Genomic DNA, 14573 nt, shown 5'->3' with positions numbered 1-14573 from the left:
ATCCCCTCGCCACAGGTTTTTGCCAGGCCACAGGATGTGCTTCGCGGCTACTGCTCTTCCTTGAGCACTACCGGTGCCGGCGGTGGGCGCAGGCCGATTTCAGCGGTGAGCTTGAGTTCCTTGCCATTGCGCATGACCTGGATGGTCACCTTATCGGTGGGCTTGATTCGCGCCACCTGGTTCATCGAGCGGCGGCCATCGCCGGCCGGTTCGCCATCGATGCTCAGGATCACATCGCCCAGTTGCAGGCCGGCCTTCTGCGCCGGACCGTCGCGGAAAATCCCCGCCACCACGATGCCGGGCCGCCCGGACAAGCCGAACGACTCCGCCAGCTCCTGGGTCAGCGGCTGGACTTCAATGCCCAGCCAGCCCCGGATCACCTGGCCGTGTTCGATGATCGACTTCATCACCTCCATCGCCAGCTTCACCGGAATGGCGAAACCGATGCCCTGGCTGCCGCCGGACTTGGAAAAGATCGCCGTGTTGATCCCGGTGAGGTTGCCGTTGGCGTCCACCAGCGCGCCGCCGGAGTTGCCGGGGTTGATCGCGGCGTCGGTCTGGATGAAATCCTCGTAGTTGTTCAGACCCAGCTGATTGCGCCCGGTGGCGCTGATGATGCCCATGGTCACGGTCTGGCCGACGCCGAACGGGTTACCGATAGCCAGGGCGACGTCACCGATGCGGATGCTGTCGGAGCGGCCGATGGTAATGGCCGGCAGGTTCTTGAGGTCGATCTTCAGCACCGCGAGGTCGGTTTCCGGGTCGCTGCCGATCACCCGGGCCAGGGTTTCACGACCGTCCTTGAGGGCCACCACGATCTGGTCGGCACCGCTGGTGACGTGGTTGTTGGTCAGGATGTAGCCTTCCGGGCTCATGATCACGCCCGACCCCAGGCTCGACTCCATGCGCTTCTGCTTGGGCGAGTTGTCGCCGAAGAACCGCCGGAATTGCGGGTCTTCGAACAGCGGATGGCTGGGCTTGTTGATGACCTTGGTGGTGTACAGGTTCACCACGGCTGGCGCGGCGGTGGTCACGGCGTCGGCGTAGGACACCGGCCCCTGTTGCACAGCCTTGGTTTGCGGCGCCTGCTGCAGGTTGACATCAAGGCTTGGCAGGCCGACCCATTCCGGGTAGCGCTGGATAATCAGTAGAGCGACAAGCACGCCGGCCAACAGCGGCCAGCCGGAAAAACGCAGCGCCTTGAGCATTAAGCACGTCCTACAAAGGTTGCAGGCGGTATGAGACCGCCCATAATGTCGCGCATTATACGAGGCCGCGCGTGCCTCTGAACGGGATATTTAGGAGTCTTTTCATGGCAGTAGCCCTGAACACCCTGGTCGAAGAAGCGGACCGTTACCTGGCCAGCAGCCGGATTGCCGATTACTGCCCCAACGGCCTGCAGGTCGAAGGCGCACCCCAGGTGATGCGCATTGTCAGTGGTGTCACCGCCAGCCAGGCCTTGCTTGACGCTGCCGTCGAGGCCGAGGCCGACCTGGTGCTGGTGCATCACGGTTATTTCTGGAAGGGCGAAAACCCTTGCATCACCGGCATGAAACAGCGTCGTCTCAAGACCCTGCTCAAGCATGATATCAGCCTGTTGGCCTATCACTTGCCGTTAGACCTGCACCCGGAGGTGGGCAATAACGTGCAACTGGCCCGCCAGTTGGACATCACGGTCGAGGGACCGCTGGATCCGGACAATCCCAAGATCGTCGGCCTGGTCGGCTCCCTGTCCGAACCGATGACGGCCCGGGATTTCGCGCGCAAGGTCCAGGAAGTCATGGGGCGTGAGCCGTTGTTGATCGAAGGCGAACAGATGATCCGTCGGGTTGGCTGGTGCACCGGTGGCGGCCAGGGCTATATCGATCAGGCGGTGCTGGCCGGCGTCGACCTGTACCTCAGCGGCGAGGCGTCGGAGCAGACGTTCCACAGTGCGCGGGAAAACGGCATCAGCTTCATCGCCGCCGGGCATCATGCCACTGAACGCTATGGCGTCCAGGCGTTGGGAGACTACCTGGCGCGACGCTTTGCCCTGGAGCACATCTTCATCGATTGCCCGAATCCCATTTGACTGCTTATAACCATTGTGGGAGCGAGCAAGCTCGCTCCCCACAAAAAGCTGTAGCAGTGCCCGAACCACCAGGCATATCCATATGCTGTTTCGATCTAGTTGGCGCCCTGATTAGAAGAGGTCGCTGTGCTAGGATTCCCCGCTCGAACACGGCCCGCTGGCCGTTCATAAGAAAGTTTTCGTGAGTAGCCATGGTCGACAAACTGACGCATCTGAAACAGCTGGAGGCGGAAAGCATCCACATCATCCGCGAGGTGGCCGCCGAGTTCGATAACCCGGTGATGCTGTACTCCATCGGTAAAGACTCCGCCGTGATGCTGCACCTGGCACGCAAGGCGTTCTTCCCCGGCAAGTTGCCGTTTCCGGTGATGCACGTCGACACCCGCTGGAAGTTCCAGGAAATGTACAAGTTTCGCGATCGCATGGTCGAGGAACTGGGCCTGGACCTGATCACCCACGTGAACCCGGACGGCGTGGCGCAGGGCATCAACCCGTTCACCCACGGCAGTGCCAAGCACACCGACATCATGAAGACCGAAGGCCTCAAGCAGGCCCTGGACAAATATGGTTTCGACGCCGCGTTCGGCGGTGCCCGTCGCGATGAAGAGAAATCCCGTGCCAAGGAGCGCGTGTACTCGTTCCGTGACAGTAAGCACCGCTGGGACCCGAAGAACCAGCGCCCGGAGCTGTGGAACGTCTACAACGGCAAGGTCAACAAAGGCGAGTCGATCCGCGTATTCCCGCTGTCGAACTGGACCGAGCTGGACATCTGGCAGTACATCTACCTCGAAGGCATCCCGATCGTGCCGCTGTACTTTGCCGCCGAGCGTGAAGTGATCGAGAAGAACGGCACGCTGATCATGATTGACGACGAGCGCATCCTCGAGCACCTGTCCGATGAAGACAAAGCCCGTATCGTCAAGAAGAAAGTGCGTTTCCGTACCCTTGGCTGCTACCCGTTGACGGGCGCGGTGGAGTCCGAGGCCGAAAGCCTGACGGACATCATCCAGGAAATGCTCCTGACGCGAACTTCCGAGCGCCAGGGCCGGGTCATCGACCACGATGGCGCAGGCTCGATGGAAGATAAAAAACGTCAAGGTTATTTCTAAGGGGCTGTCATGTCGCATCAATCTGATTTGATCAGCGAGGACATCCTCGCCTACCTGGGCCAGCACGAGCGTAAAGAGCTGCTGCGCTTTTTGACCTGCGGTAACGTCGACGACGGCAAGAGCACCCTGATCGGGCGCCTGCTGCACGACTCCAAGATGATCTACGAAGATCACCTGGAAGCCATCACCCGCGATTCGAAGAAAGTCGGCACCACCGGTGACGACATCGACCTGGCGTTGCTGGTCGACGGCCTGCAGGCCGAGCGCGAACAAGGCATCACCATTGATGTCGCGTACCGCTATTTCTCCACCGCCAAGCGCAAGTTCATCATTGCCGATACCCCGGGCCATGAGCAGTACACTCGCAACATGGCCACCGGTGCGTCCACCTGTGACCTGGCGATCATCCTGGTGGACGCGCGCTATGGCGTGCAGACCCAGACCCGACGCCACAGCTTCATCGCCTCGTTGCTGGGCATCAAGCACATCGTCGTGGCCATCAACAAGATGGACCTCAAGGACTTCGACCAGGGCGTGTTCGAGTCGATCAAGGCCGACTATCTGAAGTTCGCCGAAGGCTTGAAGATGAAGCCCACCAGCATGCACTTCGTGCCGATGTCGGCCCTCAAGGGCGACAACGTGGTGAACAAATCCGAGCGCTCGCCGTGGTACACCGGCCAGTCGCTGATGGAAATCCTCGAGACGGTGGAAGTGGCGGGCGACCGTAACTTCACCGACCTGCGTTTCCCGGTGCAGTACGTCAACCGTCCGAACCTGAACTTCCGCGGTTTCGCCGGAACCCTCGCCAGCGGCATCGTGCACAAGGGCGACGAAGTGGTGGTGCTGCCGTCGGGCAAGAGCAGCCGCGTCAAATCCATCGTCACTTTCGAAGGCGAGCTGGAACACGCCGGTCCTGGCCAGGCAGTCACGCTGACCATGGAAGACGAGATCGACATCTCCCGTGGCGACCTGTTGGTGCATGCCGACAACGTGCCGCCGGTCACCGACAGCTTCGAAGCGATGCTGGTGTGGATGGCCGAAGAGCCGATGTTGCCGGGCAAGAAATACGACATCAAGCGCGCCACCAGTTACGTGCCGGGCTCGATTGCCAGCATCGTCAACAAGGTGGATGTGAACACCCTTGAAGAGGGTCCGGCCAGCGCGTTGCAGCTCAACGAAATCGGCAAAGTGAAGATCGCCCTGGATGCGCCGATCGCCCTGGACGGTTACGAGAGCAACCGCACCACCGGTGCGTTCATCGTCATCGATCGCCTGACCAACGGCACCGTCGGTGCCGGCATGATCGTCGCCCAGCCGCTGGCTCACGGCAGCAGCACGCACCACGGCAAACTGGCCCATGTGTCGGTGCAAGAGCGTGCCCAGCGCTTTGGCCAGCAGCCGGCCACGGTGTTGTTCAGCGGCTTGTCGGGCGCGGGTAAAAGCACCCTGGCCTATGCGGTGGAGCGCAAGTTGTTCGACATGGGGCGCGCGGTCTTCGTCCTCGATGGCCAGAACCTGCGCCATGACCTGAACAAGGGCCTGCCGCAGGATCGTGCCGGGCGTACCGAGAACTGGCGCCGTGCGGCTCACGTCGCCCGTCAGTTCAACGAAGCCGGCCTGCTGACCCTCGCCGCGTTCGTTGCGCCAAATGCCGAAGGGCGTGAGCAGGCCAAGGACCTGATCGGCAAGGAGCGTCTGTTGACGGTCTACGTCCAGGCCTCGCCAGCGGTGTGCGCCCAGCGTGATCCGCAAGGGTTGTATGCCGCCGCTGGCGACAACATCCCAGGCGAATCCTTCCCGTATGACGTGCCGCTGGATGCCGACCTGGTGATCGACACCCAGTCGCTGACACTGGAAGAAAGCGTCAAGCAGGTGCTGGATCTACTGCGCAAGCGTGGGGCGATATAAAGAGGTGCCGCTTTAAGTTTTTAGCTGCAAGCGGCAAGTAAAAGCCCGCAGGTGAGTGATCATCGGCGGGCTTTTTGTTGTCTGGAGGGACGCTATCGTGGGCTTGCTCGCGATGAGGCCAGTGCAGTCACCTCAAGACTTAGAGGGATATTCGCGGTGCATCTGCGCAAGCAACGCATCCTTGTCCTGCCACAACTGGTTGATCCAGCCCTGGAACTCCAGGCGATACACGCCGTCCTGATCGTAGTTCTTGCCAATGAACTGCGGTGGGATCTTCAGTTCCTGGAAATGCACCACCACCTCGTCCATCTTGCCGCACAGCAGATCCCAATACCCCGGACGCCCGCCCGGATAATGGATCGTCACGTTGATGATCGACTCCAGTTGCTCACCCATGGCGTCGAGCACAAACGCGATGCCGCCGGCCTTGGGCTTGAGCAGGTAGCGAAACGGTGACTGCTGCTGGGCATGCTTGCCTTCGGTGAAACGAGTGCCTTCGACGAAATTGAAAATACCCACGGGATTGTCGCGAAACTTCGCGCAAGTCTTGCGGGTGGTTTCCAGGTCCTTGCCTTTCTTTTCCGGATGCTTTTCCAGGTAAGCCTTGGAGTAGCGTTTCATGAACGGGAAGCCCAGCGCCCACCAGGCCAGGCCGATCACCGGTACCCAGATCAGTTCCTGCTTGAGAAAAAACTTCAACGGCCGGATGCGTCGGTTCAGCACGTACTGCAACACCATGATATCGACCCAGCTCTGATGGTTGCTGGTGATCAGGTACGAATGCTGGTAGTCCAGGCCCTCCAGGCCGCTGAGGTGCCAACGGGTACGACGCAGCAGGTTCATCCAGGCCTTGTTGTTGCTGATCCAGGCTTCGTGGATGTGGCCCATCAGCCAATCGGTGAAGCGCTGGGCGGCGGGGAAGGGCAGCAACAGCTTGAAGATCGCCACGATGAACAGCGGTGTGCAGCAGGCGATGGTGTTCAGCGCCAACAGCAGCGAGGCAATGACGCCGCGCAAGGGGGCAGGCAGAAAGTCCAGCATTTAAATGTCCAAAGGTCGGTTGGCGGCTTGGATCGCGGTCAGGGCGATGGTGTACACGATGTCGTCGACCTGGGCGCCGCGCGGCAAGTCATTCACCGGTTTGCGCAAGCCTTGCAGCATCGGTCCGAGGCTGACGCAATCGGCGCTGCGCTGCACGGCCTTGTGGGTGGTGTTGCCGGTGTTGAGGTCCGGGAAGATGAACACCGTCGCCCGACCGGCCACCTGGCTGTTGGGCGCCAATTGCCGTGCCACGGTTTCGTTGGCGGCGGCGTCGTATTGCAGCGGACCATCGATCAACAGGCCGTGCTGGGCCTCGTGGGCGAGCAGGGTGGCTTCGCGAACTTTTTCCACTTCTTCGCCGCTGGCCGACTCACCGCTGGAGTAGCTGAGCATCGCCACTCGCGGCGTGATGCCGAACGCGGCGGCCGAATCGGCACTCTGCAGGGCAATCTCCGCCAGCTCCGTAGCGCTGGGATGCGGGTTCATCACGCAGTCGCCATAGACCAGCACTTCTTCGGGAAACAGCATGAAAAACACCGAAGACACCAGGGTGCAACCCGGTGCGGTCTTGATCAGTTGCAAGGCCGGGCGGATGGTGTTGGCGGTGGAATGGATGACCCCGGACACCAGCCCGTCGACCTCATCCAGCGCCAGCATCATGGTGCCGATGACCACGGTGTCTTCCAATTGCTGCTCAGCCATCGGCGCGTTCAGGCTCTTGCTCTTGCGCAACCTCACCATGGGTTCGACGTAGCGTTCGCGAATCGAATCCGGGTCGAGAATCTCCAGCCCCGGCGGCAGTTCGATGCCTTGGGCGCGGGCCACCGCTTCGACGTCGGCCGGTTTTGCCAGCAACACGCAGCGGGCAATGCCCCGGGCCTGGCAAATGGCGGCAGCCTGGACGGTCAAAGGTTCGCTGCCCTCGGGCAGCACGATACGTTTGTTGGCGGCCTGGGCGCGCTGGATCAACTGATAGCGGAACACCGCTGGCGACAGGCGCATTTCCCGTGGCGTGCCGCAGCGCTGGTGCAGCCACTTGGCGTCCAGGTGGCTGGCGACAAAATCGGTGATGATCTCTGCACGTTCACGGTCATCAATGGGGATTTCCTTGTTCAGGCCGTTGAGCAGGTTAGCGGTGTCATAGGAGCCGGTGCTTACCGACAGAACCGGCAACCCCGCCTGCAAGGCGCCGCGGCACAAGTCCATGATGCGCGGGTCGGGCAGGGTGTCGCTGGTCAGCAGCAGCCCGGCCAGCGGCACGCCGTTGATCGCTGCCAGGCTCACGGCCAGGATGATGTCGTCGCGATCGCCGGGGGTCACCACCAGCACGCCGGGCTTGAGCAGTTCCACGGTGTTGCGCATGGTGCGGGCGCAAATGATGATGTTGCTCATGCGCCGGGTTTCGTAGTCGCCGGCATTGAGCACCTGCGCGCCCATCAGGTCGGCCACGTCGCGGGTGCGCGGGGCATTGAGTTCGGGGCGAAACGGGATGCAACCGAGCAGGCGGAAATCGCCGCTGCGCAGCAAGGGCGAGTGCTCTTTGAGCCGTGCGGAAAACGCCTCCATGCTTTCGTCGGTGCGGACCTTGTTCAGGATCACCCCGAGAACCTTCGGGTCCTTCGGCCCGCCAAACAACTGCGCTTGCAACTCTACCCGGCCAGACAGTTCGGTCAGCACTTCGTTTTCCGGTGCCGACACCAGGATGACCTCGGCGTCCAGGCTCTTGGCCAGGTGCAGGTTGACCCGGGCGGCGTAGCTGGCGTTGCGGGTCGGGACCATGCCTTCGACGACCAGCACGTCCTTGCCGATGGCCGCCTGCTGATAAAGGGTAATGATTTCCTCCAGCAGCTCATCGAGCTGGCCGTCGCCGAGCATGCGCTCGACGTGCGCCAGGCCCAGGGGCTGCGGCGGCTTGAGGCCATGGGTGCGGGCCACCAGCTCGGTGGAGCGTTCCGGCCCGGTGTCGCCGGGGTGAGGTTGGGCAATGGGTTTGAAAAAGCCGACTTTCAGCCCGGCCCGTTCAAGGGTACGCACCAGCCCGAGGCTGATGGAGGTCAGGCCCACACCAAAATCGGTGGGCGCGATAAAAAAAGTTTGCATGCGGATTCTCTAAGGGAGCATGGCAAGGGTGTGACCTATGACTGGTCATCTACCATCAATTCCAGTCGCCAAGGTTATCGCTAACCGGGGCCTGTGCGCACCAGCCGCAGTCAAAGGGCTGGCCTATTTTTTCAATGCGTTGCGCAGGGTCCAGTACCCAGGCCCGGGACTGCCAGGGTGGCTGGTGGCGCAGGTGTTGGGTATGGCCACAGGAAAGCTCGGCCACCCAGTGCCCGTCCTCGTCCTGATGAAAACCGGTGACCGTCGGTCTGTTCGGGCAAGTCCGTTTGTCCGGGTTCCGTTCGCTTTCGGGCAAATCCTTGTTTAGACTTGTCCGTTCTTCATTCTTATGCAAAAGGTCTCGCCCCATGCTGATCGCCGCCAATAAGGCTGTCTCCATCGACTATACCCTGACCAACGACGCTGGTGAGGTCATCGACAGCTCTGCCGGCGGCGCTCCGCTGGTCTACCTGCATGGCGCAGGCAACATCATCCAGGGCTTGGAAAAAGCCCTGGAAGGCAAAACGGTCGGTGACGACCTGGACGTTACCGTCGAGCCGGAAGACGCCTATGGCGAGTACTCCGCCGAACTGGTCAGCACCCTGAGCCGCAGCATGTTCGAAGGCGTTGATGAGCTGGAAGTGGGCATGCAGTTCCACGCTTCCGCCCCCGATGGCCAGATGCAGATCGTCACCATTCGCGACCTGGAAGGCGACGACGTCACCGTTGACGGCAACCACCCGTTGGCCGGCCAGCGTTTGAACTTCAAAGTCAAGATCGTCGACATCCGTGACGCCAGCCAAGAAGAAATTGCCCATGGTCACGTCCATGGCGAAGGCGGCCATCACCACTGATTTGTGCGCTACGCTCAAATGACCAGTGAACTGGAAAGGCGCCATACGGCGCCTTTTTAGTCGGTTGCTGTTAGCATCAACCATGGCTGTTTCGAAAAGATCCGCAAACCTGGAGTTCGTCATGAGTGCTTTCCACGACCTTAAACTCAAAGCCCTGGATGGTCAGGAGCTTGCTCTGGCGCCGTTCAAGGGGCAAGTCGTGCTGGTGGTCAACGTCGCCTCCAAATGTGGCCTGACGCCTCAATACGCGGCGCTGGAAAATCTCTATCAGCAATACAAGGCCAAGGGCTTCAGCGTGCTGGGCCTGCCCTGCAATCAGTTCGCCGGGCAGGAACCGGGAACCGAGCAGGAAATCCAGGACTTTTGCAGCCTCAACTACGGCGTGACGTTCCCGCTGTCCAGCAAGCTGGACGTGAACGGCCATGATCGTCACCAGTTGTACCGCCTGCTGGCGGGCGAGGGGGCCGAGTTTCCCGGGGACATTACCTGGAACTTCGAAAAGTTCCTCCTCGGCAAGGATGGTCGGGTGCTGGCGCGTTTCTCGCCGCGCACGGCGCCGGATGACCCCACGGTGATCCAGGCGATCGAAAAAGCGCTGGCTTGAAAGCCCGGCGCTGCCCCCCCTGTGGCGAGGGGATTTATCCCCGCTGGGCAGCGAAGCAGCCCCAAGAGCAAGCAACTTGATTAGGCTGACACACCGAGATATCAGATTTTAGGGCTGCTGCGCAGCCCAGCGGGGATAAATCCCCTCGCCACAGGTTTTGCATCCGGCTGCGCGGTCGGGTCAGTCCACCCAATCGCGATCCGCTCGGCTCCCTTTTAATCCTTAATCATTCCAATCAATAGTGCTACCCAGCACCAGGCACGGCACATATTATCGCCGTCATATCGACCTGCGACCTTGTCCCGTGGAGTGCCCCCATGCCTGTAAAAGCCCTGTTCAAACCCTTCCACCTCGGCACGCTCGAGCTGCCGACCCGCGTGGTGATGGCGCCGATGACCCGTTCCTTTTCGCCGGGTGGCGTGCCGAACAGCAAGGTGATCGAGTATTACCGTCGTCGTGCGGCGGCCGGGGTTGGCCTGATCATCACCGAGGGCACGACGGTGGGGCACAAGGCTTCCAACGGCTACCCGAACGTGCCGCATTTCTATGGTGACGCCGCGTTGGCCGGCTGGAAAAAAGTGGTTGATGCGGTACACGCCGAAGGCGGCAAGATCGTTCCACAGCTGTGGCATGTGGGCAGTGTGCGACGCATCGGCACTGAGCCGGACACCAGCGTGCCGGGCTATGGCCCGAGCGAAAAGCTCAAGGACGGCCAGGTGGTGGTCCACGGCATGACCCAGGCGGACATTGACGAGATTATCGCCGCGTTCGCCCAGGCGGCAAAAGACGCTCAAAGCATCGGCATGGACGGCGTGGAAATCCACGGCGCCCACGGCTACCTGGTGGACCAGTTCTTCTGGGAAGGCAGCAACCAGCGCACCGACGGTTACGGCGGCAGCCTGGCCAACCGTTCGCGCTTTGCGATCGAATTGATTCGTGCCGTGCGCGCGGCGGTGGGCGAGGGTTTCCCGATCATTTTCCGCTTCTCCCAATGGAAACAGCAGGACTACACCGCGCGTCTGGTGCAGACCCCTGAAGCCCTGGGCGAATTCCTCAAGCCATTGTCCGAGGCGGGCGTGGATATTTTCCACTGCTCGACGCGGCGCTTCTGGGAGCCGGAGTTCGAAGGCTCCGAGCTGAACCTGGCCGGCTGGACCCGCAAGCTCACCGGCAAGCCCACCATCACCGTCGGCAGCGTCGGCCTGGATGGCGAGTTCCTGCAGTTCATGGTCAACACCGACAAAGTCGCGCAGCCGGCCAGCCTGGAGAAACTGCTGGAGCGCCTGAATAACGACGAGTTCGACCTGGTGGCGGTGGGGCGTGCGCTGCTGGTGGATCCGGACTGGGCACAAAAAGTGCGCGAAGGACGGGAGCAGGAGATCTTGCCGTTCAGTCGCGAGGCGTTGATGACCCTGGTTTAAGCGGCGCCTGATCTGACGCTATCGCGAGCAAGCTCGCTCCCACATTTTGATCTTCAGCGAACATGAGTCTGGTGTTCGACTAAGATCCCCTGTGGGAGCGAGCTTGCTCGCGATGGCGATCTCAATATCGCCGAAGACTCAGCGCACTGTCGGCGCAGCGGGTATCACTGATTCGCCGACACAAACCCCACGCAACTGCGCCTCGAATTGCTCGATCACCGCCGCCCAACCTTGGCGACTGGCATGTTGGCGCGCATTGAGCCTCACGCAACGCAAGGCCTCGCGCTCTTCCAACAGCCAACGGGCCCCCTCACAGAACGCTTCTTCATCCCCCGGCATTGCCAGCACACCGTTGTACCCATGGCGAATGTGCTGCGCGGCGGCGGCCTGGTCATAGGCCACCACGCCCAGCCCGGACGCCAGCGCCTCCAACACCACGTTGCCGAAGGTTTCGGTCAGGCTCGGAAAGACAAACACATCTCCGGACGCATAGTGGCTGGCCAGCGCCTCACCGCGTTGCGAGCCGCAAAAGATCGCCTCGGGCAATTCCTGCTCCAGCTCGGCGCGCTGCGGGCCGTCGCCGATCACCACCAGCTTCATCCGACGCCCCGGAAAAGCGCTGCACAGCGTGTCGAAACTGCGTTTGAGCAGTCCCAGGTTTTTTTCCGGTGCCAGGCGTCCGACATGGAGCACGGCAATGTCGTCGTCGCCCAGGCCCCAGGCTTCGCGCAGGGTGGCGCAGCGCTTGGCCGGATGGAACAGCTGGCTGTCCACGCCGCGAGACAAGAGCGCCACGCGTTCGAAGTGCCGACGCTCCAGCTCCATGCGCTGACTGAGGCTGGGGACCAGGGTCAGGTTGGAGCGGTTATGAAACCAACGCAGATAATGGGTCAGCACGCGACTCAACAGCCCAAGGCCGTACTGCTGGGTGTATTGCTGGAAATTGGTGTGGAAACCACTGACCACCGAGATGCCCAGGCGTCGCGCCGCCCGCAGCGCAGACAAACCCAGGGGGCCTTCCGTGGCGATGTACAGTACGTCCGGACGATGGCGTTTCCAGCGTCTGAGCAGTTTGTGCATCGACGCCTGGCCCCACTGCAAACCCGGATAGCCCGGCAGCGGCCAGCCCCGGCACAGCAGCAACTGCTCGTCACTGGCCTGGCGTGGGTCGTCGACCTGGCGCGGCCGTATCAGCTCGACCTGATGCCCGCGGGCGCGCAGGCCGTCGTACAGGCGGCCCAGGGTATTGGCCACGCCATTGATTTCCGGCGGGAAGGTTTCGGTGATCAGGGTAATGTGCAGAGGTGTGGTCATGACCCCAGTGTCGACCGGGGCCATGTCGTCATTGTGACGCCAGGATGATGGATTTATGACCGGCTCAGCCCTGGCGGGCCAACGCGGTCTCGGCACCTTGCTCACGGACCCAGAACAACGTCGCGCCGGCCACCGCTGCCGGCATCATCAGGATGTTCACCACCGGGATCAGCAACACCAGGTACACGCTGCCGCCAAAGCCCAGGCTCTGCCAGCGCTTTTCCCGCAGCCAGGCGAGCATTTCGTTCCAGCCCAGCTTGTGGTTGTCCGCCGGGTAGTCGATGTATTGGATCGCCATCATCCACACGCCGAACAGCAGCCACAGCGGTGCCGCCACCAGGTTGACCACGGGGATGAACGACAGCACGAACAGCCCCAGGGCGCGGGGCAGGAAATAGCCGAGCTTGCGCGCTTCCCGGCCAAGGGTCCGCGGGATCATGGCGATCAACTCGGCCCAGCTGAAGGCCGGGAAGTCGTCGGTGCCACGGATGACCACTTCGACTTTTTCCGCGAGAAAGCCGTTGAACGGGGCGGCGATGACGTTGGCGAGCATGGTGAAGGTGAAAAACACCATCAGCACGACGAGCACCACGAACAGGGGCCAGAGGACATAGCTGAGGAAACTGAGCCAGTCTGGCAGCGACGGCATCAGCGTATCGACCCACAGGCTGAACTGATGGCCGGCCAGGTAAATCAATCCGACGAACAGCACCAGGTTTATCGCCAGGGGCAAGAGTACAAACAAGCGCAGGCCCGGGCTCAAGACCAGCTTGAGGCCCTCTCGCAAATATTGCGGGCCGGACAGGACGGGGGCGGGCATAGGTGGCTCCGAGCGAAGGTGAACGCGCCGACCTTACCGGCTTTGCCCCGCCCGGGAAAGCGGCGACATGGCGCGTAACAACCTTTATTGCAGCGAATGCGCCTATTGACGGGGCCGCAGGGGATAGAGCTCACCTATGAGCTGGATTGTTAAACCGTATTTCCTTAATCTTCGCTCCCTCGATACGCTGCACCCATTCTTTTCCAGGACTGTCGAACCCAAGCCTTCCCCAAGTGCGTCAACGGTCCTTTTTATTCACGCCGCTCACCCGGCGTTCCGGCCCGCAAGGTCCGGTCAACAGGAGCAGGTCATGTCTGAAGTGCGTCATTCGCGAGTGATTATTCTCGGTTCCGGCCCTGCCGGTTACAGCGCTGCGGTTTATGCGGCCCGTGCCAACCTCAAGCCACTGCTGATCACCGGCATGCAGGCCGGCGGTCAATTGACCACCACCACCGAAGTCGACAACTGGCCGGGCGACGTCCACGGTCTGACCGGCCCGGCCTTGATGGAGCGCATGAAGGAACACGCCGAGCGCTTCGAGACCGAGATCGTTTTCGACCACATCAATGCCGTGGATTTCGCCGCCAAGCCATACACCCTGACCGGCGACAGCGCGACCTACACCTGCGATGCCCTGATCATCGCCACCGGTGCCAGCGCTCGTTACCTGGGCCTGCCGTCGGAAGAAACCTTCATGGGCAAAGGTGTTTCCGCCTGCGCCACCTGCGACGGTTTCTTCTACCGCAACAAGCCTGTGGCGGTGGTCGGTGGCGGCAACACTGCGGTCGAGGAAGCACTGTACCTGGCCAACATCGCCAGCACGGTCACCCTGATCCACCGTCGCGAGACTTTCCGCGCCGAGAAGATCCTGATCGACAAGCTCAATGCCCGCGTCGCCGAAGGCAAGATCATCCTCAAGCTCAACGCGACCCTGGACGAAGTGCTGGGTGACAACATGGGCGTGACCGGTGCCCGCCTGAAGAACAACGACGGCAGCTTCGACGAGATCAAGGTTGACGGCGTCTTCATCGCCATCGGCCATACCCCGAACACCTCGCTGTTCGAAGGCCAGCTGGAACTCAAGGACGGCTACCTGGTGGTCAAGGGCGGCCGCGACGGCAACGCCACCGCCACCAGCGTCGAAGGTATCTTCGCGGCCGGCGACGTGGCCGACCACGTCTACCGCCAGGCGATTACCTCGGCCGGTGCCGGTTGCATGGCAGCCCTGGACACCGAGCGCTACCTGGATGGCTTGCAGAACGCTTCGTTCTGATCCATCAGGCATTAAAAAACCGGCTTCGGCCGGTTTTTTAATGGGGGGATGTTTATCA

At 61.6% G+C, this 14573-nt stretch carries 13 protein-coding genes; 7 read left to right on the top strand and 6 right to left on the bottom strand.

What is annotated here, in order from left to right; translation table 11 throughout:
- Positions 1 to 47 precede the first annotated feature (47 nt).
- Positions 48 to 1208 (bottom strand): Do family serine endopeptidase AlgW, encoded by a 1161-nt coding sequence (gene algW / locus BT116_RS13535; RefSeq protein WP_072344423.1) that lies wholly within the window; start codon positions 1206 to 1208, stop codon positions 48 to 50.
- Positions 1209 to 1312: 104 nt separating this feature from the next.
- Between algW and BT116_RS13530 the strand changes: the two genes are divergently transcribed.
- The 3 genes from BT116_RS13530 to cysN all read left to right on the top strand — a co-directional run bounded on the left by BT116_RS13530 (position 1313) and on the right by cysN (position 5088).
- Complete coding sequence (locus BT116_RS13530) at positions 1313 to 2071, top strand: Nif3-like dinuclear metal center hexameric protein (protein ID WP_003205474.1); 759 nt, start codon at positions 1313 to 1315, stop codon at positions 2069 to 2071.
- 191 nt (positions 2072 to 2262) lie between these two features.
- Positions 2263 to 3180 carry a sulfate adenylyltransferase subunit CysD gene (cysD, locus tag BT116_RS13525; RefSeq protein ID WP_003178041.1) on the top strand — a complete coding sequence of 306 codons (918 nt, stop codon included), beginning with the start codon at positions 2263 to 2265 and terminating at the stop codon, positions 3178 to 3180.
- A gap of 9 nt (positions 3181 to 3189) precedes the next feature.
- The gene (gene cysN / locus BT116_RS13520) at positions 3190 to 5088 is read left to right on the top strand and encodes a sulfate adenylyltransferase subunit CysN (RefSeq protein ID WP_072344418.1); all 1899 of its coding nucleotides are present in this window, start codon (positions 3190 to 3192) and stop codon (positions 5086 to 5088) included.
- Positions 5089 to 5220: 132 nt separating this feature from the next.
- Here the strand turns inward: cysN and BT116_RS13515 are convergent, their stop codons facing one another.
- Genes BT116_RS13515 through BT116_RS13505 form a run of 3 tightly spaced genes read right to left on the bottom strand, consistent with a single transcriptional unit; the run spans position 5221 to position 8629 of the window.
- Positions 5221 to 6129 carry an acyltransferase gene (locus tag BT116_RS13515; RefSeq protein WP_072344415.1) on the bottom strand — a complete coding sequence of 303 codons (909 nt, stop codon included), beginning with the start codon at positions 6127 to 6129 and terminating at the stop codon, positions 5221 to 5223.
- The gene (gene pta, locus BT116_RS13510; protein ID WP_072344399.1) at positions 6130 to 8229 is read right to left on the bottom strand and encodes a phosphate acetyltransferase; all 2100 of its coding nucleotides are present in this window, start codon (positions 8227 to 8229) and stop codon (positions 6130 to 6132) included.
- Positions 8230 to 8284: 55 nt separating this feature from the next.
- Positions 8285 to 8629 (bottom strand): DUF3565 domain-containing protein, encoded by a 345-nt coding sequence (locus BT116_RS13505; RefSeq protein WP_072344588.1) that lies wholly within the window; start codon positions 8627 to 8629, stop codon positions 8285 to 8287.
- Between BT116_RS13505 and BT116_RS13500 the strand changes: the two genes are divergently transcribed.
- From BT116_RS13500 to BT116_RS13490, 3 genes are all read left to right on the top strand, one after another.
- On the top strand, positions 8598 to 9083 hold the full coding sequence (locus tag BT116_RS13500) for an FKBP-type peptidyl-prolyl cis-trans isomerase (RefSeq protein ID WP_003178049.1): 486 nt from the start codon (positions 8598 to 8600) through the stop codon (positions 9081 to 9083). The genes BT116_RS13505 and BT116_RS13500 overlap by 32 nt on opposite strands.
- Positions 9084 to 9204: 121 nt before the next feature.
- Positions 9205 to 9687, top strand: coding sequence for a glutathione peroxidase (locus tag BT116_RS13495; protein WP_072344396.1), 483 nt, complete (start codon positions 9205 to 9207; stop codon positions 9685 to 9687).
- Between the two features lie 317 nt (positions 9688 to 10004).
- Positions 10005 to 11108, top strand: coding sequence for an NADH:flavin oxidoreductase (locus BT116_RS13490; protein ID WP_072344393.1), 1104 nt, complete (start codon positions 10005 to 10007; stop codon positions 11106 to 11108).
- Positions 11109 to 11246: 138 nt separating this feature from the next.
- Here BT116_RS13490 and BT116_RS13485 read toward each other — a convergent pair whose 3' ends face one another.
- On the bottom strand, positions 11247 to 12446 hold the full coding sequence (locus tag BT116_RS13485; RefSeq protein WP_072344390.1) for a glycosyltransferase family 4 protein: 1200 nt from the start codon (positions 12444 to 12446) through the stop codon (positions 11247 to 11249).
- A gap of 40 nt (positions 12447 to 12486) precedes the next feature.
- Positions 12487 to 13242: a sulfate transporter CysZ gene (gene cysZ / locus BT116_RS13480; protein WP_063324418.1), complete on the bottom strand. Its 756-nt coding sequence runs from the start codon at positions 13240 to 13242 to the stop codon at positions 12487 to 12489.
- Positions 13243 to 13552: 310 nt separating this feature from the next.
- On the opposite strand from cysZ, the gene trxB reads away from it, so the two are divergent.
- Positions 13553 to 14515 (top strand): thioredoxin-disulfide reductase, encoded by a 963-nt coding sequence (trxB, locus tag BT116_RS13475; RefSeq protein ID WP_030139882.1) that lies wholly within the window; start codon positions 13553 to 13555, stop codon positions 14513 to 14515.
- Positions 14516 to 14573: the final 58 nt, after the last annotated feature.

Origin of the sequence: Pseudomonas sp. NFACC16-2, from assembly GCF_900119205.1 — a bacterium.
GTDB classification, from domain to species: Bacteria; Pseudomonadota; Gammaproteobacteria; order Pseudomonadales; family Pseudomonadaceae; genus Aquipseudomonas; species Aquipseudomonas fluorescens_Q.
Note: the sequence above shows the minus strand (reverse complement) of the source record. Positions and strands in the feature narration are given on the sequence as shown.